Genomic DNA, 20,150 nt, shown 5'->3' on the forward strand with positions numbered 1-20,150 from the left:
CGCCCATGGCGTCCCCAGCCGGCGGCGAAGAACGGCGCCTGTCCGCTCCCCCACCAAGGCCCGGCCTGTCCTATTCCGCCCCGCCGCCCATCCCGGCCACCCCCGCGGTGCCGCGCACCATCCGTGCCGCCCGCTCGCTCTGGCTCTTCAGCTTCGCCGCCGGGCTGGCGGTCCTGCTGGGGTCCTTCGCAGCCCGTGACTCCAACCTGCAGCGGCTTCGCGGCGTGGTGGCGGGCATGGCCGCAGACCGCGACGCCGAATCGGTGGGTACCGCGGCGAACATCGTGTTCTGGGGCAGCATCGTTGCCCTGCTCCTGGTGACGGCGCTTGAGGCCGCTGTCCTGGCAGCCGTGCTGGGCCGGAGGACCTGGGCCCGCTGGACGTTAGTCCTGCTGCTGGCCATCCATGTCCCCGTCATGGTCCTTGCCTCCGCGTTCCTGGTCCCGGGTGGCGCCGCGGGCAGCTACGTCGTGATGCTGTGGGGCGCAGGGCTGCTCCTGGCCCTCGCAGGACTGGTGCTCTTGTTCCTGCCCCCGGCGGGAGCCTGGCTCAAGGGCGGCCGCGGCCGGGGCTGAGCGCGCACCCCTACGCTGACTGCGGCTGCCGGGCCGTGCCGGTTTCCCTGCCAGTGCAAGCCGCCAGGACGCCCTCGCAGCTGCGGATCACCACCCGGCAGGCTTCGACGGCGAACCGTGCGGTCAGGGGATTTTCGGACACCCTGCGCCAGCGGGCCAGCACGCTGCGCGCCTCGGCGGCCAGTGCCTCCGGATCCGTGCCCGACGCCACGCCCAGCCGCTGGGTTGCGTCGGCGCCCAGGCCCCCGATAAGCCGTTCGGCTTCCGCCGCCAGCTCCGGGGCCAGTTCCACCCCCGAGGTCCGGAGCGCGGCCAGCAACCGCAGCTCACGGAATTCGTGCGCGTTGGCCTGCAGCCGCTCCAGGGACTCCGCCAAGCGTTCAGTCCCCTCCCGGGGGCGCCCGGCCAGCAGGCTTTCCACGGCTGCCAGCGCCGTCCTGGCCTTCAACGCTTCTGCCCGCGCCTGGAACTGACGGTCCAGCAGTTCCAGCAATGGATCCAGCCCGCTGCGCCTTGCCAGTTCGTGCGCCAGCGGGGTGGGGTCGCCAAACCCGTTGCGGACCAGGACCACAGCCAGCCGGATACCAAAGAGTCCGTAGCGTTCCAGCAGTGAGGCCCGGGCCTCTTCCGTCAGTTCGTGCGGTTCCGTGGAGCGGCGGAACCTGTCGGCCGACAGCATCATCCGCTCGCGGGCAGCCCGGTCAACGGTGGCCAGGAGCTGGAGGGCTTCGAAGTCCGCCTGGCGCAGGGTGCGGGCGCTTTGGGCCAGGAGCCCCGCCACGGGGACGACCCCGAGCGCGAGCTTCCGCAGGTTGGGGTCCCGGCTGTACCGTTCTGCGATGGCACCGGCGGACAGCAGCGAGTCGATGCGCCCGGCCCCCACCTCGTCCGCCCGCGACAGCACCGCGATGGCATTGACGGTGCCGGAGCGGCCGGCCGACGTGTCACGGAAGGACTCCAGGAACCGGATGTCGGATGCGTGCAGGTGCCGCAGCAGGTAGACCACGGCATCAGCTTCCGACGCCGAATCCTCCGGGGTAAGGAACCTGACCGACCGTGCGGACACCTCCTGGGAAAGGGAGGCGATCCCGGGGGTATCGATCAGGGTCATGGCCCGCAGGGCCGGCGAAGGCCATTCGACGTCGAGGCGCTCCACCTCTTCCGCCCGCGCGCCGTCGAGGACGAGCACCAAGCGGCCGTCCACGCGCTTCAGGGGAAGGTTCCGGGGCTCGCCCCCAACCAGGTGCAACGTGATCCGGGGCGTGTGGCCGTACCGGTACCAGGTGACAATCCGCGTACATTCGCCGGTGTCGGTGGGTGCGATTTCCTCGCCGATGATGGCGTTCAGGAGGGTGGATTTCCCTGCTTTCACCATCCCTGCAATGGCAATCCTCAAAGGCTCGGCCAAACGCTGGGCATGGCCCTGCAGCGCCTTGATGGCGAGCGGGTCATCGGCATACACCTCAAGGGCTTCGCGGATCAGCCCTGCGGCTCCGGCCGTGGTGGACGCCGTCATCCCACCCCCGCCGCAGAACGGGTTCCGGCAGCGGAAACCTCGGCGGACACCGCTTCCGCGGCGCGGTGCAGGGCATCCACCTTCCTCAGTTCAGCCCTGATGTCCCGAATGCGGCCCTCCTTTTCCTGGGCATAGGAATTGGCTGCCTTCTGGGCCGCTGCCACCGAATCCGACAGCGACCGGTGGTATTCGTCGGCGATCTCGGTGAAGTGGTCCCGGATGGTGCGCTGCACCAGGCGCAACCTGTCCTTCAGCTGCTTTCCCACCTGGAACGTCACATCGTCCAGCTGCCGCCTGACCAGCGCTTTCGCCTCCCCCTGCCGGCGCTTCAGCCGTGTTTCCTTGTCCTCCCGGTAGGCCTTGCGGCCCAGCAGCAGCCCGGCGCCCACCGAGAGCGGATTGATCAGGGCCATTCCGAAAATGCCGGTCAGCAGCCCAAACATCAGGACGCCGCCGTAGGACCCGCGCATACCGATGAGGACCTTTTGGATCGGGTTCACGCGGCCGGGGTCCAGCTCCGGCATCTGGTCCACCGGGTCCAGCGCGTCCCCGGACTCCGAGACATGCAGGACGGGCAGGGCAACCTCGTCGGCGGCGAAGTGTTCGGCCACCTGTGCCGCCAGCCATTGCGACCGCTCGCTGGTCCAGACGAACGTGTCCGAAACCGCAGCGGCAACGCATTCCTCAAGCCACTGGGAGAATTGCGTCCAGACCGGCCCTGGGTCGCCCTGGTCGATGGCAGTCTCGGCTTCCCGCTGGATCCGGCGCAGGCGGTCACGGAGGTCGTATTCCATGTCGGCGATGAGATCGTTGATGCCATCGCTGAGCGTCAGCTGCCACCTGGCGGAGCGCTTCCGCAGTTCGTCGGCTTCCGTCTTGGCCTGTTCCAGCGCTGCGAGCATCTGGGGGGTGCCGCCGGGGTTCTCCAGCGCCTCCAGTTCGGACTGGAGGGACAGCCGGAGGTTTTCGGTGACGGAGAGCAGGTCCTGGCTGACGGAGCGCCGCTGGATGCGCTGGGCCTTTCCCACGATGTCGTTGCGCAGGTGGGCCACCAGGTCCGGGAAGCCCGATTCGCTGTTGAGCTCTGCGTCCTGGAGCCGTGAAGCCTCCAGGCGGAGGTCGGCTGACAACGGGAACAGCGGGATCTCCGGTGCCACCTGCTCCAGGTGGGCCCTGTCCAGCTCCTCGACGTGCCGCCAGTCCGGGTAGAGATCCGTCTTGGACAGGACCGCGGCCACGCTGGGAGTAATCCGCATGGCCTGGCGCAGGAACCGCAGCTCTGGTTCCGTGTACTCCTGGGATGCGTCCGAAACCAGCAGCATGGCGTCCGCGGTGGGCAGGGCGGTAAGGGTGGTCAGGGTGTGGGCCGAGCCCATGCCGCCAACACCCGGAGAGTCGATAATCGTGAGGCCCCCGGTCAGGATGCGGCGGGGCAGGCAGACTTCGGCGGCTGTGAGCTTGCGGCTGTTGCCCGGATTGCCCTGCTCGGAGACAAAAGCCGGCAAGTCTGAAAGTTCGATGGGCCGGCGCTCCACGCTGTCCTCCGCGGCATGGCCGGCAGCGTCCCCGGCAGACGTATCCGTTGTGGGGACCAGGACGGCGGCCGAGGCCGGTTCGCCATAGCGGACGATGGTGGGCAGGGAGGTGGCGATGTCGTCGTCCACCGGGCAGACCGGAGCGTTCACCAGGGCATTGATGAGCTTGCTCTTGCCCTGTTTGAACTCCCCCACCACAATGACCCGGATGCTGGGGTCCTGCAGCCGGGCCATGGCCTGGCCCAGCCTCCGGCGGAGGTCGGCACGGTCCCGGTCGCCCACCAGCTGAAGCCCCTGTTCCAGGAGCTTCACCAGCTGCCCGGATGTCATGGGCCCCGTTGGCCTTGCCGGTCCTTCCTCTGCCACAGCGTGTCCCCCTGCCCAGTGCCCGCCCGCCGGGCGGTTCGCCTTACCGAACTAGCGTGTTACAGCGCGGTGGAGTCGTCAACCACTGCATCATCGATGGTCGCGTGGCTGTCCAGGTCCACATCTGGGTGCGTCGAGTTGTCCTCCGTGAAATCGAGCGGGTTGTCCGCGACCACCAGGTTGTCCTCCACGATGCTCGTGGCCGGGTTGTCCTGGAAGGAATCGTCCACGTGGACTTCCACTGCTGTGGTGGTGGAACTGTCATGGTTGAAGGAATCGTCCACCTCCACCGAACTGTTCGTGGAGTTGTCGGAATTATCGTTGAACGAGTCCCTGGCGTCGAGGTCCAGGTCGGTACTGACGGAATGGTCCGAATAGTCCGGGTGGTAGGAATTGTCCGAGCTGTCGTTGAAGGAATCGTCCACGTCCAGGCCGAGGTCGGTGTTGAAGGAGCCGGAGATGTCCGTCTGCTCCGTGCCGATGCTGACGTCGCCGCCGGCATGGACGGAGTTGTCCGTGGAGTTATCGGTCGAATGGTCGGTGTTGTACGAATCCCTGACGTTATTGGAGTCCCGGACTGCGGCGTCGTCACCGGCGGCGACCGCGCGGTCGCCCGAAGCCACCGCGGCGTGGTTGTCGAACCACTGCTCCACGTCCCCATGCGCCCAGATGTTCTGGCTGACTGACTGGTCCGTGGTGGTATCCCGGTCGTCCAGCATGGTGGTCTGCGTGGTGTAGGAGAAGTGGTTCACCACGTTTTGGAGCTGCTGTACCGCATGGGAGTGGTCATCGTGGTCGTAGGTGGCGCTGCCATAGCCTGCAGCCATCCCGCCGGCGTGGATGGCCGGTGCGTTTCCGGCGTGTGTGGCCGAACCACCTGCGGACCCGGGCCATATGCTGCCGGCGTTGCCCCGGACAAAGGACAGGGCATTGAGGGTGATGGGCGCGTAGTCGAGGACGACTGGCATCGCGGCGTCAACGTCAGCCGAGCATACGTTGGCCAGCCCGTGTTCCTCGAGCGCCCTTTCCGGGTCATCCAGGAACTCCTGGATCGCTTCCCGGTTCCCAAAGAGTTGCATGAGGAACTGGACGAGGTCATTTGCGAGTGTTGGCATATGCGTGGTCCTCACATCTTCATTGAGTTGTGGATCATCCGGTGAACGTATCCAAGTGGTTCCAACCTAGATTCGTCACCGGGGACAGGGCATCGGGCGCATCCCCCCTACGCGTAAATGCCGTTCCGGGGCACCAACACCCCTGCGCCTAGGGGTATTAGGGTTATTCCTGCTGTGGATTCAGCTGCTGGGAATGTTCCACGCCAAGGGACAGGCGCAGGCGGGCCAGCAGGTCGGACCTGTTTTCCGCCCCCAGCCGGCGCCGGATCCTGGCGATGTGGTGCTCCGCCGTCCTGGGTGAGATGTAGATGGCCTCGCCGATCTCCCGGTACGTCTTGCCTTCAAGCACCAGCCTGGCCACTTCCTTTTCCCGCTCGCTCAAACCGGACGCGTCTGGCTGGGCCCCTTTGCCTCCGTTGTCGGCACTGTTGCCTGCCTGCACTTCCGCTGCCCCCGACGCCCCGCCGGCGGGGCTTCCCTGCGGATGAAGGTCCCGGGCGCACGAGAGCAGGCGCATCATGTCGCGCCGCTCCTCGGCACGGGCTGCAGCGTGGCCGGCGAGCCGGGCACCCTCCCACGGCATTCCCACCGCACCGAGCAGCCTTGCCGCACCCTCCACCTCCGCGGTCCGGAAGCGGCCGGCCAGCACGGAGACCCAGGCTTTGCCTGCCGTGGCGAGGACGGCGGCGAGCTGGCTGTGGGCAGACGCCCGTGCCAATGCGGTTGCGTGCGGGGCGAGATCGGCCGGGCTTTCGCTCAGCAGCGCAGCCTGCACGGCGGACCAGTGCAGGGGAACAGCCCATAGTGCGGGGCCGCCCAGGCGGCCCAGCAACTTCCAGGCGTCTTCGAGATACTGCGCCACGCGGCGCGTCTCGCGCAGCCTGGCCGCCGCGATCAGCAGTTCCCCCCACGGCAGCAGGTTGTACAGGTCCACTGATGTGTGAAGCATGGCTTCGCGCGCCCGTTCCCAGGCCTTGATCAGTTCAGGAACGTCGCCGTTCCTGCGGGCAAGCCCCACTTCCAGGGCCGCGCTCATGAACTCATCGCGCGGGACCAGCGGCCAATGGTTTGCTTTGGCCGCCTCCGTGGCGGCCAGGCGGGCGTCCTCGAGTTTGTCCTGCATCATGGCTGCCCAGGCCTGGAGCAGCAGGAGCCGGGGCTGGGCAGTATGGCCGCCTTGCCCGGCAGCTGCGGCCGCCCGGCAGACGGTTTCGGCCAGGTGTGGTTCCCCGCTGTGCAGGGCCAGCAGGGCCGCCAGCGCAGCTGGCGTCTCGGGCAGCGGAAGGGCGGTGCCCGCAGAGTTCAGCATGTCCGAGGCGTGGATCAGGATGGAGATGCCCTGGTGCGGCTTGTCTCCCAGGGATGCGAGGATTCCCTGGCCGGTCTGCACCAGTGCGGCCGCGAGGAGCGTTGGCGAGGCCGCCGGAGCCTCGGGCCGGAAGAAGGCCTCCGCCGCTGCCCGGTCACCGGCGCCGATCATGGCCACGGCAGCGAGCGGCGCGGAGGGTCCCACCCGTCCCGGGCCCAGCCAGCTGTAAACGTCCGCGCCCCGGGCCAGCATGCCGCGCTGCGCCCACACGGCAGCAGCGACGTCGGCCCCGCGGCGCACGTCCGGCGGGTCCGGGCTGACCAGGAGGGCATCGATGATGCGCGCCGCTGCGTCGAGTTCCCCGTCACCGGCCGCGGCCTGGGCGCGCCTTGCTGCCAAGGCAAGCGGATCGGCGCCGGCCAGGAGCGCTTCCTCGTAGAGTTGCGATGCAAGCCGGGGGTCGGTTTCCAACATGGCGTCCGCCGCCTGCTCCAGTTCCGCGGCCACCCGGGGATCCGCCAGGCCGCCCCTGGCCAACTCGCGGGCCAGGTGGCCAAGTGGTTGGCCCGAGGACGCGAATACTGTCACGAGCTCGCGCTGGAGCGCGTGGACTTTGGCGGTGGGCGCGGCGCTCAGCAGCGCGTGCTGGGCGGTCCCCACCACCGTGCCGTCCGGCGTCAGCAGTCCGGCGGCTTCGGCGCGGTCCACCAGGGAATCGAGGTCCTCCACGGTGCCGCTCATGAGCTTGTGCTGGAGGTCTGCGGGCAGCGGGCCGGGCAGGGCGAAGCCAACCGAGAGCGCCAGCAGCAGCTCCCGCAGGGCAGCGTTCGCGCCTTTCAGCTGTTTGGCCATCAGCTCGGCCACATGGGGTGGGTGCCCCTGGTGGTCCGGTGCGGTGTGCAGTGGTACGGGCCGCTCTGCCCGCTGCAGGTTTCCATCCATGTCAGGCCCCCGGTGAGGTGGTCGAGGCCGTCGCGACGGCAGTTTCAATGGGACTGGCGGTGGTGTCGTCCGGAGTGGGTGACGGTGCAACGGCCGGGGTGGGCGTCAGGTCAGCCGTGGGGGAAATGGCGGGATCACCCGTCGGGTCCGGAGCCGCCATGGTGGTGGGCACTACGGTGGGGGTCGTTTCCCCGGTGCCGGGGGACGACGTGCCGGGATCAGGAGTAGGGGTGCCGGAGCCCGACGGGTCGACAGTGCCGCTGGGCGACGACGTTCCCGGGTCCGTCGTTGTTGGCGGGGCGCTGTCCGTGGGCGTGGGCGTCGTGGTGTCCGGCGACGCCGTGTCAACGGGGGCAGGGTCTGTTGGCATGGGGTCGGCGGTGCCTGGCGGCATTGCCGGACCCACGGTGGCTGAATCGGGAACAATGCCCGTCCCTGTGGCACCCGCGTCGGTTCCGGGAGGTGGATTCCCGCCGGCGGCCGCCGGTCCGCCCGGGTTTGCTCCGCCCACGGCGGCTTCACCGCCCGGGGCCTGGCGCGTGGTGGGTGAGGCGGAGACGTCGAGTCCCGGTTCCTGCCCGATCGGCTTCCGGACACTTGCTTCGATGCCTGCGAGTGGCTGGGGGGCACCCGCTGTTGGGGTTCCCCCTGCGCCCGCAGCTGCCGGGCCGGTGGAGCCACCCTCCGTGCTCGCGCCGGCCTGCGGCACGAACATGGCGGTCAGGCTTCCGAAGCCGTCGGGACTTTGCGCGGCAGTGGCCGTAAGGACCGTCAGGAGGGCAGCCGCCGCGGCGACGGCAGTGATGCGGACGGTGGGTTTCGGGGCATGGGCGCCCCTTTCACCATGCCACTCACGCCGGCCGGCGCCCTGCCCGGGCCCGGCTCCCGCCGTCGCATATTTGCGCGACCAGCTGGGCATTGCCGGGCCGGTGGGGGCCGGTGGCACGGCGGGTACGACGACGGGCGGTGCCCCTGCGGTGACCGTTTCAGCCAGCGAGGCAGGGGTTTCTACGGGTTCGGTTCCTGCCGGTTCCGCCGTTTCCAGGGCTGCTGCGGTGTGGGCAAGAAGTGCCGCCACGGCCGCCCCCAGGCAGATGGAGGACTTGGGGTCAGCGTCCACCGCGATGGGACGGTCCAGCTCCTCGGAGACCACCTGCGCCACCAGCGGGATCCGCGACGAGCCGCCGATCAACAGCACCGTGGACAGGTCCGCCGGGGCAAGGTGGAGCTGCGCCAGGGAGTGTTCCAGGGCGTCCACCGTTTCCCGCACGGGCTCTTCGATCAGGGCCTCAAACTCTGAACGGACCAGGCGGACCTGCTGCTGCACGCCGGGCAGGAGCACCGGAATGCTTGCCTCGCTGTCCGCGGACAGGGCTTCCTTGGCTTCCACGCATTCGCGCCGGAGCCGGGCCAAGGCGCCAAGGACCGTGGGATCGGCGGCGTCAAGGTCCGCCAGGGCATTGCCGGTGTGGGCGGCGACGTAGCTGAACACCGCGGCGTCGAAATCGGCACCGCCAAGGTCTTCAATGCCCTCAGGGCGGCCCAGCAGTTCGAAGCGGCTGCTGCCGGCCTTCCTGAGGACAGCGGTGTCGAAGGTGCCCCCGCCGAGGTCGTACACGGCGATGGTGCTGCCTTCCTCCACCCGCACCTGGGATGCGTAGTGCAGTGCTGCGGCCTCCGGTTCGGGGAGGAGGGTCACGTTCTCCACGCCGTGGGCGGTGAGGGCCTCGCGGATCACGGACAGCCGGTGGCTGCCCCACGCGGCGGGGTGGGTCAGGAAGACGGCCGACGCCGGACCGCCCTCACGTTCGGCGGCCCGGTCTGCCACCCAGCGGGCTACGGTGGCGAAGACGTCCTCCGGCTGAAGCGCCAGGGTTCCCAGGATGATGGGGACGTCGTCGCCGATGCGGCGTTTGAATTCCCGGGCAACTCGCTCCGGTGAGTCCAGTCCTCGGCGCTCCGCAGCCTCGCCCACCAGGACGGTGCCTTCCTCGGGGAAGTAGACCACGGAGGGGACGGATGCTCCACGCGCGCCCAGGGGCAGGCACTCGGGCACAGCGGAAGGACCTTGGTGAAAGCGAACCACGGCGGCTGCCGTGAAACTGGTCCCGACGTCTACGGCGAGTGCGTAGCTCATTGTTACCTCGGAAGGCTGGCCGTCCACATGCAAGCTTCATCACAGTGAACGTCACCAACGTAGCATTCCGAGGGACCCGGGGACAGCCCTGTTGCTACATCGAATGGTTATTTGGCGGGCAGGTGCCGCATTGTGGGTGGTTTCCCGGTCGCTGCAGGCCGGGAAGGCCCTCCTAGAGGCCGGAGTAGGAGTGGAGCCCGTTGAACAAGGTGTTCACGATGGTGAAGTTGAAGATCACGCAGAAGTAGCCGACGATCGACAGCCAGGCAGCGCGGGTTCCGGTCCAGCCACGGGTGGCCCGGGCGTGCAGGTAGCCTGCGTAGACAACCCAGATCACGAACGTCCACACCTCCTTGGTGTCCCAGCCCCAGAACCGGCCCCAGGCCTTTTCGGCCCAGATGGCGCCGAACATGAGGGTGAAGGTCCAGCCGATGAAGGCGATGGCATTGATCCGGTAGGACAGGTTCTCAAGGCTCAGTGCGGAGGGCACCAGGCGCATGAAACCAAGCTTGTCGGTCCCGCCGGCGGCAACGGTCTTCTGCCGGTGGGACTGGACCAGCTGGAGCGCCGACATCGCGAACGTCAGGGTGAACAGGGCCGAGGAAAGCACTGCGATGGAAACGTGGATAACAAGCCAGTAGCTCTGCAGAGCGGGAACGAGGTGGCCGACGGGGGTCCAGAAGGCCACCGAGGCGGCCACCATCATGATGATCACCAGGCCCACCACGAAGGTGCCCAGGAAGCGCAGGTCGCGGCGGATGAGCGAGAGCAGGAAGACGGCCGCCACCAGGAACGCGCCGGTGGTGAGGAATTCGTACATGTTGCCCCACGGCACCCGCCCGGCTCCCAGCGCCCTGGTGACAACGCCGGCGGCGTGGATCAGGACGGCGAGGGTGGTCAGGGCAACGGCGACCCGCGCCGGAACCCGGCGCTCCGCGGCATACTTCATATCGCCGTCGGCCGTGACGATGCCGTCGGTTCCTGCGCCGCCGGCCTTGGCAGTGGACGACGACGGGCGCTCGGCACGGTCGGCCGGCCCGCTCAGCCGGCCCCCGGCAGAACCCGTGGCAACACCGGCCCCCACGGGAACCTTGGCGGCGGTCCCGGCCTGCGCGGCCTTGAGGTCCACGGCGCGCAGGGCCTTGCTGCTCTTGGCGAGGTCCCAGGCGAAGGCAATGAAGGCCACCGTGTAGGTACCCGCCGCCAGCAGCATGAAGAGTTCGCTGTACTGGCCCATGGTTTCGTTGATTCCAAATGGCATTAGTGGTCCTTTTCGGGCCCGGTGGGGCCTGCTGGGGTGCTGACGGAGCCTGCGACATTATCGCCTGTCCGGCTGGGAGTTTGCTGGGACGGGGCGGCGTCCCCGGAAGCGGCATCCTCAGGGGCCCCCTCTTCAGGCAGCTGCCACTCTGCGGCGAAGAGTTTCCGCAGCGCGGCTGCCTCGCCGGCCAGGCGGTGGTCCTCGCCGCGGGCCAGGAGCCCGTATTCAACCATGGTGCGGCCGTCGGCGGCGGTGCCGGTGCGTACCCAGACGCGCCGTCGGTTGACGTAGAGCGAGAGGATGAGGCCTGCCACGGCCAGCAGGGCGAAGACCAGGGCGTAGAGCTGCCCCGGGTTGTGGTGGATGTCCACGCCGATGTACCGCTTGACGCCGTCGAAGCTGATGCTGCCCTTGCCGTCCGGAAGGGTGGCCGTTGCCCCGGGGGTCAGCGTGATGCCGCCGGCCGCCAGGTTCCGGGCGTTGAGCGGGGTCAGGTTCTTGACGTCCAGTTCGAAGACGTTCTGCGGGGCACCCTTGTTCAGGCCCAGGTCGCCATAGTAGGAGTTCAGGGTCAGCTGCGGGTTGAACAGCTCGGGGTCCGCGCTGAAGGAGACGTTCTTGTCCGTGACGAACGCGGTGGGCAGGAAGAAGCCCACGAAGCCCAGCTGGTCCGGCTGGGCGTCAGGAACCTTGATCACCACGGAGGAGTAGTAGTTCTCGCCCTGCAGCTTTGCCACCACGGGGCCCTGCATGGCCACGTTGCCCGCTCCGTCCCGGATGGTCACCACCGGGGCGTAGCCGTTACCGGTGAGGTAGATGCTGGTGCCGCCGAGGTTCACGGGGTCGTTGACCTTGAGGGTCTCCTGCTTGGGCGGAGCGTCCGGGTTTTCCTTGGTGGTCACCGTAGCGGCGAAGTCGATGGGCTGGCCGAACTTGCCCTTGGATTCACGGTCAAACGTGATGTTGAACTTGTCCAGCTGCAGCGAGTAGGGCTGGAGCTGGCTGGACTGGAAGTTGGTGCCAGGGTTGAACTGGTCGTAGCCCACCAGGGTGTTCACGAACGTGTCGCCTTCCACCAGGATGCGCTGGCCGCTGTACCCGAACAGGCCGCCGGCTGCCACGGACACCAGCACGCCGATGAGCGAGGTGTGGAAGACCAGGTTGCCCACTTCCTTCATGAAGCCGCGTTCGGCGCCCAGGGACGGAAGGGCGCCGTCGGCATCCCTGACCTCCACCCGGTAGCCGCGCTTACGCAGCACCCGGGCGGCACCGTTAATGGCGTCCGACGACGGGATGGCGGCACCGGAGGGGATCACCAGGGTGCCGTATTCGGGCAGCCGGGACAGGCGCTGCGGGGTCCGCGGCGGCTGGGAACGCATGGCCTTGTAGTGGGCGATGGCGCGGGGCACCACGCAGCCGATCAGGGAAATGAACAGCAGCAGGTAGATCGCCGAGAACCAGGCCGAGGAGTAGACGTCGTAGAGCTGCAGGGAGTCCAGCAGCTTGCCGTAGTCCGGGTGGTCCTTGATGTACTGGGTCACCACGGCCGGGTTTGCCGGCCGCTGCGGGAACAGTGATCCGGGGACGGCGGCGACGGCAAGGAGCAGCAGCAGGAACAGCGCGGTGCGCATGCTGGTCAGCTGGGTCCAGGCCCACCGCAGCATGCCCTTGGGTCCCAGGGCCGGAAGGGCGGCCTGGGCTTTCGCCTCTGCTACAGGGGCGGATTGCTTCTTCTTTACGTTCACACGCTCGCTCATCAGATCGGCAACTTCACGTCGGTTTGGAACCAGTACTGCAGCCCGGTCACCCAGGCACCCCACACCCCGGTGGCCATCAGTATCCCGAGGACCACCAGGATCCCGCCGCCGGTCCGCTGGATGGCCACGCGGTGCTTGCGGAAGAATGCCATGACGCCCAGGCCCCGGCGCAGGGCCAGGGCGATCAGCAGGAACGGGATGCCAAGTCCCAGGCTGTAGACAAAAGCCAGGAATGCACCCTTGGCGGCAGAGGACCCGCCGGAGAGGCTGAGCAACTGCACGGCGGAATAGGTGGGGCCTACGCACGGGGCCCAGCCCAGGCCGAAGGTCAGGCCCAGCAGGGGCGCTCCCCAGAGCCCGGCGGGCGGCTTTGCGTGGATCTTCGCGTCACGCTGCAGCCAGCCGAAACCGCCCATGAAGACGATCCCCATGATGATGACCAGGATTCCCAGGAGCTGGGTGATCCAGGCATTCTGGCTGCCCGTGATGAGGGTGCCCAGCTGGCCGAATGCACCGCCCAGCAGGACGAAGATCACGGAGAAGCCCAGGACGAACAACCCAATGCCCGCCAGCATCCGCCCGCGTTTCTGCTTTTGCAGGTCCACGCCGCTCAGTCCGGTCACATAGCCCAGGTAGCCGGGCACCAGGGGAAGGACGCAGGGCGAAAGGAACGACACCAGTCCTGCCAGCAGGGCCACCGGAATGGCGAGCAGGAGGGAGCCGCTGAGGATGGCTTCGGCGAAGGGGCTGTTCACGGTCCCGGCCCGTCCCTATTCCGCCACGGCGGCGGTGATGAGGGCTTTCAGGGTGCCCTTCTCGATTTCGCCGAGGACCCTGGAGGCCACGCGGCCCTGCTTGTCCAGCACCAGCGTGGTGGGTACGGCACCGGGCGGGACCAGGCCGGAAACGGAGAGCAGGACGCCGCCGTCCTTGTCGTCAAAGCTGGGGTAGGTCAGGTTGAAGGTCTTCTCGAACGCTTCGGCCGTGGGCTTCTCGTCCCGGAGGTTGACGCCGAAGAACTGTACGCCCTGGTCCTTGAACTCCTGGTGCAGCTCCTCCAGGAGCGGCGCCTCCACACGGCACGGTGCGCAGGCGGCGAACCAGAAGTTCAGGACGCTGACCTTGCCCTGGAAGTCGGCCGGGGTCACAGCGGCGCCACTGAAAAGCGCTCCCTGGATCTGCACGGCTTCCTTGCGGTCCCCGACGGCGAACTCGGTTACGGAGCCGTCGCCGGCAACATAGTTCTTGTTGTCGCCGGCCTTGGCCTGCTTGGCCAGCGCATCCTCCTGGGCGCAGCCGGACAGGCCAAGGGTCAGCGCGGTCAGGGCCAGGCCGCCTGCCGAAAGCAGGCTCCGGCGCGAGGGAAGGGTGTTGTTGCTCACTGCTAGGCTCCAGGGGTGCTGGCGGCACCGGGAAGAAGGGACGCCGCGGGCTCGCTGTACTCGACCCGCAAGAGCGAGCCGTCGTCGTCGAAAACCAGGGACGTAAGGGATGTCAGGGTGCACTCGCGCTTGCGCGGGTCGTGCCACAAGGGGCGGCCTTCGGCGCTCAGCCGGGCTGCCCAGATGGGCAGCTGGTGGCTGACGAGGATCGCCTCGGGGCCTGCGGCACCGAAGTCGCCGGCGGCCAGTGCGATGGCCTGCAGCCGCGCGTCCTGGACAGCAGCCGCTACCCGCGCCGCCTGCTCCTTGTACGGTTCGCCCCACGACGGGCGCAGCGGGTTGACCAGGCGCGGCCAGTGCTTCGGCCGGCGGAGTTCGGCCTTGGTGACCTTCATGCCCTCGAAGTAGTTTTCCGCTTCGATGATGCGCTGGTCGGTGTGGATCTGCAGGCGCAGCGCTTCCGACGTCGGCCGTGCCGTCTCCTGCGCACGGTCAAGCGGCGAGGCGGCCAGGTAGGTGATCCGGGCTCCGCGCTCGGCGCGCTGCCGGAAGTGGTCGGCCAGGGTGCGGGCCATCTCCTGCCCCAGATCGGAGAGGTGGAATTCGGGGAGCCGTCCATAGAGAACGCCGTCGGGATTGTGGACCTCGCCGTGGCGGAGCAGATGGACAGTGGCTTGGGGCATGTTTACCAGTTTCTCAAAGATGGCGTGCGATCCGAAATCTCCCGGACGCGCTTTCTACAAAGAGTAGAACTTAAGTTTCTGAAGAAATGTTCCGAAACCGGGAACAAAACATGCAAACGCATGTTTATACTGGATGCAGCAAGATAGTTGAGGCTTCAACCGATGAAGGTTCAACCGCAGGACTACAGCAGGCATTCACACCAAGGAGCAACATCATGGCACTTCCCGCAGACGTCACCACCGGCACCTGGACCCTGGACAACTCCCACAGCGAGATCGGCTTCACCGTCCGTCACGCGGGCATCAGCAAGGTCCGCGGCCAGTTCAAAGAGGCCGAGGCCACCCTGAACCTCGCCGAGAACGTGGCCGACTCCAAGGTCAACGCCACTATCAAGACCTCCAGCTTCGACTCCGGCGACGTCAACCGTGACGGCCACGTACGCGGCGAAGACTTCTTCGACGTTGAGAAGTTCCCGGAGATCTCCTTCGTTTCCAATGCAATCGTCACCAAGGGCGACGCCTACGAGCTCCAGGGCGACCTCACCATCAAGGGCGTCACCCGTCCCGTGGCCCTCGAGACCGAGCTCCACGGCGTGGCCGTCGATCCGTTCGGCAACACCCGCGCCGGCCTCACCGCCGAGACCACCATCAGCCGCAAGGATTTCGGCCTCACCTGGAACGCCGTCCTCGAAGCCGGCGGCGTGCTGGTCAGCGACAAGGTTGCCATCAACCTCGAACTCGCCTTCATCGCGCCCGCAGCATAACTTTCACCACCCGGCGCACCCCGGCACCAGGCCTTTTCGGCCCGGTGCCGGGGTGTGCTGTTTAAATACGCCCTGCAGGCACGGTCGTGGGCGTGAATGCCGCCCGAATCACCCACATCTCCGCCTGCCGGGGGTACGGTGGAGCTAAGCCATGCTGGGGGGAAGGCTGAGGACCGATTCCCGGCAGCCTACCTGGATCCCGACCTGCAGAAGGAACGCCCATGAGTACTCCTCCCGTCCCGCCTCCCGCGCCCCAAGATCCCTACTCCGGCAATGACCAGTCCGGCAGCCAGCAGCCCGGACCCGAGCAGCCGCGCTACGGCCAGAATGCGCCCCAGTATGGCCAGAACGCACCGCAGTACGGGCAGAACCAGCCCCAGTACGGTTCGCAGCCGCCCGCAGCGCCGCAGTATGGCCAGAATGCACCGCAGTACGGTTCCCAGTATGCCCAGAATGCACCCCAGTACGGGCAGGCGCCGTATGGGCAGTCCCCGTACGGCCAGTACCCCTCGGAGCAGCCACAGCCGGCGGGAAGCAACGGCATCCCGCAGCTGGTGAACATCTCGTTCTGGCTGCTGATCGCGTCCGCGGTGATTTTTGTCGTTTCCGTGCTCGCCGGCCTCACCCAACTCGATGATCCACAGTTCCGGCAGGCTTTCGAGCAGCAGGTGAAAGCCAGCGGAGCAGCCGTCACGTATGACGACATCAAGAGCGTCATCGCCGGCACCCTGGTCGTCTTCGCGATCATCGGCGTCGCGCTCTACCTGCTGGTGGCGTTCTTCATCCGCAAGGGCAGGAACTGGGCACGCATCCTCGGAACCGTGTTCGCGGCACTCTCCGTTTTGGGCCTGTTCGGGGTCCCCACCTTCGGAACGCTCGGGACGGTCCTGGGCATTGCCGCCATTGTCCTGCTCTACCTCCCGGCCGCTGCCCCGTATTTCCGGAAGCAGCAGCCGTTCGCCAACCCCTATTCCGGCGGCTTCGGCAACCCTTACGGGCGGTAAAGCCTACGGCAGACTGCAACGGTGGCCCGGGATGTCCAGCATCCCGGGCCACCGCTTTTAGACCTGTCCTCAGGCCGGCTGTCCCGGCGCCTGCGCGCGTTGGGCGTGATAGGCCAGGATCTGGAGCTCGGTGGCCATGTCCACCTTGCGGAGGTTGACTCCCTCAGGGACCTGCAGCATGACGGGAGCAAAGCTGAGCACGCTGTGCACGCCGGCAGCCACCACCCGGTCGCAGATGCCCTGGGCCACGGCCGCGGGAAGGGCCAGCACCACCATGTTTGCCCCGGTGCGGTGGAGGACGGTCTCGAGGTCTGCCACGTCGCTGACCCGCAGCCATCCCACCTCGTTGCCCACCACCATCTGGTCCGCGTCGAAAATGGCCACCACGTCGAAGCCCCGCGATTCGAAGCCGCCGTAGCGCGCCAGTGCCTTGCCCAGGTTTCCGGCTCCAACGATGGCCACTTTCCAGTCATGCGTCAGCCCCAGGGCCGCAGCGATGTGGCGGCTCAGGTACTGCACCTCGTAGCCCACTCCCCTGGTGCCGTAGGACCCCACGTGGGACAGGTCCTTGCGCAGCGTGGAGGAGCTGACGCCGGAGGCTTCTGCGAGCGATTCCGACGAGACACGCTCAACCCCCTCGGCCAGCAGCGTGTTCAGGGCACGGAGGTAGAGCGTCAACCGGGCCACGGCAGCGGGAGGAATCTGCTTGGCCGGTGTGCCCGCGGCATCCGGAACGTCCGGCACAGGCTGGGGGGTTGAATCCAAGGACGTCACTGGCATCCCCCTACTTGGCCATGGCGCGCTGCAGGACGCGTTCCAGCCGGGCTTCGTCGATTTTCCAGAAGTCGCGCTGCACCCCGTCCACCAGGACCACGGGGATCTCTTCGGCGTAGCGCTCCCGCAGTTCGGGCTGGTTGTCCACCAGCTCTTCGCTCCACTCAAGGCCCAACGCGGCCGTGACCCGGCCGACGGCGTCGCGCGCCTCTTCGCAGAGGTGGCAGTCAGCTTTGGTGACCAGGACGACGCGGGGGGTAGCCATGGCTTAACGGTATCGCCGTTCGCGCGGTGCAGGTGACGCCGACGGCGCCGGGCGGGTGGATTGACTAGACTCAAGTCCATGCCCGAGGAGAAATACGTCGCCGTCGTTACACGGCCGGTTGCTGCGCCGCAGCCCGGTGAGGCGGCGTTTTTCGACGTGGACAATACCCTGATGCGCGGTGCCAGCCTCTTCCATGTGGCCCGCAAGATGCACCAGCGGGGGGCGTTCACGCTGATCCAGGCTGCCGGGTTCGCGTGGAAGCAGTTCAAGTTCGTGGCGCGCGGGGAAAACATCGACGACGTCCATGCGGTCCGCGATTCGGCCCTGACCCTCGCCGCCGGCATCACCGTTGACGACATCAAGGCGCTGGGTGAAGAGGTCTACGACGAGATGATCGCGTCGCGGATCTGGCCCGGTGCCAAGGCGCTGGCAGAACAGCACCTCCGCGTGGGCCGCCGCGTCTGGCTGGTAACGGCCACGCCCATCGAAGTGGCCACGGTGATCTCCACCCGGCTGGGATTGACGGGGGCCCTGGGCACGGTGGGGGAAGTGTCGGACGGCATGTACACCGGACGCCTGGTGGGAGACATCCTCCACGGCTCGGCCAAGGCGGTAGCCGTGCAGGCCATCGCGGACCAGGAGGACCTGGACCTCAAGCGCTGCTGGGCGTACAGCGATTCCTACAATGACGTTCCGCTGCTCTCGCTCGTAGGCCACCCGGTGGCCATCAACCCGGACGCCAAGCTCCGCCGCCACGCCCGCGACCGGAACTGGCCGGTCTATGATTTCCGCGCCGGCCGCCGCGCCGCCACCCTTGGTCTGAAGGCAGCGACCTTCGGCGGCGCCATCTACGGCCTCTGGAAAGGCTTCGCCCGCATCCGCGGCCCCCGGGCGTAGCCAAAAAAATGCCCGCCGCCTTGGAAGGCGACGGGCATTTCCACGCTGTTCGAAGTATCGCTACTTCTTGTTGCGGCGCTGGTGACGGGTCTTGCGAAGCAGCTTGCGGTGCTTCTTCTTGGCCATACGCTTGCGACGCTTCTTAATAACTGAACCCACGAAAGTTCCTTACAAACTAGATGCAGTACCTGCCTGATGGGGAATGTCCGTGGACAAAGCTACGAACTGAACAACTGACAGATTCTTACAATGACGTAAAACGTTCCTTAACAGGGTACCGCTTATCGGGAGCGGCTCAGGACAGGTGGCCTCAGGCGGTCTCGGTGTGGCCGTCCACAACAGCACCCTTGAGGTACTGTTCGACGGCGTTTTCGGGGACCCGGTAGGAGCGGCCGAAGCGCACCGCGGGCATTTCGCCGGAGTGGACCAGGCGGTAAACAGTCATTTTGGAGACGCGCATGACCTCGGCCACTTCAGCCACGGTGAGGAACTTCGCGTTGGAGAAGTTCTGTTCTGCCGACATTTCCCTATTTTCCTTTGCTGACGGATGGACAACAGTGACCCCAGGTACGTGCCAATGCGGTGTTCCGATGCTGAGCCATCCACCAACCACCTAAATAGATACTCTAGATGTTCATGTGGCAGATGTGAAAGTAGTGGCCTCCCCTATTTCGCCCCCTAATTCTGCTGCCGCCGCTTCCGCGCCGACGCCGCGAGCTGCTCCAGGACAGACGCCGAGACATCCCAGTCCATGCAGGCGTCCGTCACGCTCTGGCCGTAGACCAGTTCCGCCCGTCCCGCGGCGTGCTCCGCAACGTCCAGGTTCTGCGCTCCGCCCACCAGGAAGCTTTCCAGCATGACGCCGGCAACCGCCCGGGCCGCCACTCCCCCGTCCTCAAGCTGGGCACCGATCTCCAATGCGACCTCCGCCTGCCGGTGGTGGCTCTTGCCGCTGTTGGCGTGGCTCGCGTCAACGATCAGGCGGGGATTGAGCCCCTTGCCCGCCAGTTCGGTGGAGGCGCGTTCCACATCGGCCGCTGAGTAGTTGGGGCCCTTCCGGCCGCCGCGGAGGATGACGTGGGTGTCGGGGTTTCCTGCCGTTGCCACCAGCGCTGCCCGGCCCTCGCCGTCGATTCCCAGGAACGCCTGCGCCGCCCCGGCGGCACCGCAGGCATCGATGGCTACCTGCAGGCCGCCGTCGGTCCCGTTCTTGAAACCGATGGGCATGGAAAGCCCGGACGCCAACTGCCGGTGGATCTGGCTCTCCGTGGTGCGCGCACCGATGGCACCCCACGAGATCAGGTCCGCCATGTACTGGGGGCTGATCGGCTCCAGGAATTCGGTGGCGGTGGGCAGGCCCAGCGCGGTGACCTGCTGCAGGAACTGCCGGGCCGTGCGGAGGCCGGTGACCATGTCATGGCTGCCGTCCAGCCGGGGATCGTTGATCAGGCCCTTCCAGCCCACCGTGGTGCGCGGCTTCTCGAAGTAGGTCCGCATGACGATCAGCAGGTCTTCCTTGTGCTTCTCTGCCTGGCTGACCAGCCGCCGCGCGTACTCGAGTCCGGCCTTGGGGTCGTGGATGGAGCAGGGACCCACGATGACCAGCAGGCGGTCATCCACGCCGTCCATGATGGCGCGCACCTCATCGCGTCCGCGTTCGACGACGGCGGCGGCCCGGGCGTCCAGGGGCAGTTTGGTGAGGAGTGCCGACGGGGTGGGCAGCGGGGTGAATTCGCTGACGCGCAGGTTCGAGGTGGACTTGGTGTCGCTGGCCGGTGCTGCTGCTGTTGCGGTGCTCATGTTCGGGGTCCTGTTCCAGATGGGAAGCGGGCCCGGATTTCAGAACCCGCCGGAGAAACGGCGAAGGG

19 protein-coding genes are annotated in these 20,150 nt (G+C 67.3%); 4 read left to right on the top strand and 15 right to left on the bottom strand.

Translation table 11 applies throughout. The features are described 5' to 3' along the window. Positions 1 to 5 precede the first annotated feature (5 nt). A complete protein-coding gene (locus ACZ9J7_RS03515; RefSeq protein WP_476207063.1) occupies positions 6 to 575 on the top strand; it encodes a hypothetical protein in 570 nt (189 codons plus the stop codon). A 10-nt stretch (positions 576 to 585) separates the two neighbouring features. Here ACZ9J7_RS03515 and ACZ9J7_RS03520 read toward each other — a convergent pair whose 3' ends face one another. The 10 genes from ACZ9J7_RS03520 to ACZ9J7_RS03565 form a co-directional block, all read right to left on the bottom strand. Continuing rightward, a complete protein-coding gene (locus ACZ9J7_RS03520; protein ID WP_476207064.1) occupies positions 586 to 2,091 on the bottom strand; it encodes a dynamin family protein in 1,506 nt (501 codons plus the stop codon). Next, positions 2,088 to 3,956: a dynamin family protein gene (locus ACZ9J7_RS03525; RefSeq protein WP_476207066.1), complete on the bottom strand. Its 1,869-nt coding sequence runs from the start codon at positions 3,954 to 3,956 to the stop codon at positions 2,088 to 2,090. The genes ACZ9J7_RS03520 and ACZ9J7_RS03525 overlap by 4 nt, the downstream gene beginning before the upstream one ends. A 95-nt stretch (positions 3,957 to 4,051) precedes the next feature. After that, entirely contained in the window at positions 4,052 to 5,107 is a 1,056-nt protein-coding gene (locus ACZ9J7_RS03530) for an IniB N-terminal domain-containing protein (protein ID WP_476207067.1), read from the bottom strand. 163 nt (positions 5,108 to 5,270) lie between these two features. Beyond that, positions 5,271 to 7,358: a LuxR C-terminal-related transcriptional regulator gene (locus ACZ9J7_RS03535; RefSeq protein ID WP_476207068.1), complete on the bottom strand. Its 2,088-nt coding sequence runs from the start codon at positions 7,356 to 7,358 to the stop codon at positions 5,271 to 5,273. 1 nt (position 7,359) lies between these two features. After that, positions 7,360 to 9,495 (bottom strand): Hsp70 family protein, encoded by a 2,136-nt coding sequence (locus tag ACZ9J7_RS03540; protein WP_476207070.1) that lies wholly within the window; start codon positions 9,493 to 9,495, stop codon positions 7,360 to 7,362. A gap of 172 nt (positions 9,496 to 9,667) precedes the next feature. Continuing rightward, a complete protein-coding gene (gene ccsB, locus ACZ9J7_RS03545) occupies positions 9,668 to 10,756 on the bottom strand; it encodes a c-type cytochrome biogenesis protein CcsB (protein ID WP_476207072.1) in 1,089 nt (362 codons plus the stop codon). Then, positions 10,756 to 12,513: a cytochrome c biogenesis protein ResB gene (gene resB / locus ACZ9J7_RS03550; protein WP_476207074.1), complete on the bottom strand. Its 1,758-nt coding sequence runs from the start codon at positions 12,511 to 12,513 to the stop codon at positions 10,756 to 10,758. The genes ccsB and resB overlap by 1 nt, the downstream gene beginning before the upstream one ends. Then, positions 12,513 to 13,268 (bottom strand): cytochrome c biogenesis CcdA family protein, encoded by a 756-nt coding sequence (locus ACZ9J7_RS03555; RefSeq protein WP_476207075.1) that lies wholly within the window; start codon positions 13,266 to 13,268, stop codon positions 12,513 to 12,515. Before ACZ9J7_RS03555 ends, resB begins: the two co-directional genes overlap by 1 nt. A 15-nt stretch (positions 13,269 to 13,283) precedes the next feature. Beyond that, positions 13,284 to 13,895: a TlpA family protein disulfide reductase gene (locus ACZ9J7_RS03560; RefSeq protein ID WP_476207077.1), complete on the bottom strand. Its 612-nt coding sequence runs from the start codon at positions 13,893 to 13,895 to the stop codon at positions 13,284 to 13,286. Between the two features lie 2 nt (positions 13,896 to 13,897). Next, positions 13,898 to 14,578 (bottom strand): histidine phosphatase family protein, encoded by a 681-nt coding sequence (locus ACZ9J7_RS03565; RefSeq protein ID WP_476207079.1) that lies wholly within the window; start codon positions 14,576 to 14,578, stop codon positions 13,898 to 13,900. A 215-nt stretch (positions 14,579 to 14,793) separates the two neighbouring features. Between ACZ9J7_RS03565 and ACZ9J7_RS03570 the strand changes: the two genes are divergently transcribed. Both ACZ9J7_RS03570 and ACZ9J7_RS03575 read left to right on the top strand, forming a co-directional pair. Further along, positions 14,794 to 15,342 (top strand): YceI family protein, encoded by a 549-nt coding sequence (locus ACZ9J7_RS03570; protein WP_476207081.1) that lies wholly within the window; start codon positions 14,794 to 14,796, stop codon positions 15,340 to 15,342. Positions 15,343 to 15,563: 221 nt separating this feature from the next. Continuing rightward, positions 15,564 to 16,346 (top strand): hypothetical protein, encoded by a 783-nt coding sequence (locus tag ACZ9J7_RS03575; protein WP_476207083.1) that lies wholly within the window; start codon positions 15,564 to 15,566, stop codon positions 16,344 to 16,346. A gap of 69 nt (positions 16,347 to 16,415) precedes the next feature. Here the strand turns inward: ACZ9J7_RS03575 and ACZ9J7_RS03580 are convergent, their stop codons facing one another. Together ACZ9J7_RS03580 and ACZ9J7_RS03585 are read right to left on the bottom strand one after the other, a co-directional pair. Then, positions 16,416 to 17,120, bottom strand: coding sequence for a redox-sensing transcriptional repressor Rex (locus ACZ9J7_RS03580; RefSeq protein ID WP_476207085.1), 705 nt, complete (start codon positions 17,118 to 17,120; stop codon positions 16,416 to 16,418). A gap of 10 nt (positions 17,121 to 17,130) precedes the next feature. After that, entirely contained in the window at positions 17,131 to 17,385 is a 255-nt protein-coding gene (locus ACZ9J7_RS03585; protein WP_476207087.1) for a glutaredoxin family protein, read from the bottom strand. A 78-nt stretch (positions 17,386 to 17,463) separates the two neighbouring features. On the opposite strand from ACZ9J7_RS03585, the gene ACZ9J7_RS03590 reads away from it, so the two are divergent. Further along, positions 17,464 to 18,282 carry an HAD family hydrolase gene (locus ACZ9J7_RS03590; RefSeq protein WP_476207089.1) on the top strand — a complete coding sequence of 273 codons (819 nt, stop codon included), beginning with the start codon at positions 17,464 to 17,466 and terminating at the stop codon, positions 18,280 to 18,282. Between the two features lie 60 nt (positions 18,283 to 18,342). On the opposite strand, the gene ACZ9J7_RS03595 is transcribed toward ACZ9J7_RS03590, so the two are convergent. The 3 genes from ACZ9J7_RS03595 to ACZ9J7_RS03605 form a co-directional block, all read right to left on the bottom strand. Continuing rightward, positions 18,343 to 18,441, bottom strand: coding sequence for a 30S ribosomal protein bS22 (locus ACZ9J7_RS03595; protein ID WP_003792170.1), 99 nt, complete (start codon positions 18,439 to 18,441; stop codon positions 18,343 to 18,345). Positions 18,442 to 18,592: 151 nt separating this feature from the next. Further along, positions 18,593 to 18,805, bottom strand: a complete 213-nt coding sequence (locus ACZ9J7_RS03600; RefSeq protein ID WP_043452394.1) for a helix-turn-helix domain-containing protein — start codon at positions 18,803 to 18,805, stop codon at positions 18,593 to 18,595. Positions 18,806 to 18,960: 155 nt separating this feature from the next. After that, a complete protein-coding gene (locus tag ACZ9J7_RS03605) occupies positions 18,961 to 20,082 on the bottom strand; it encodes a 3-deoxy-7-phosphoheptulonate synthase (protein WP_476207092.1) in 1,122 nt (373 codons plus the stop codon). Positions 20,083 to 20,150 lie beyond the last annotated feature (68 nt).

The organism is Pseudarthrobacter sp. TE9888 (genome assembly GCF_056279345.1).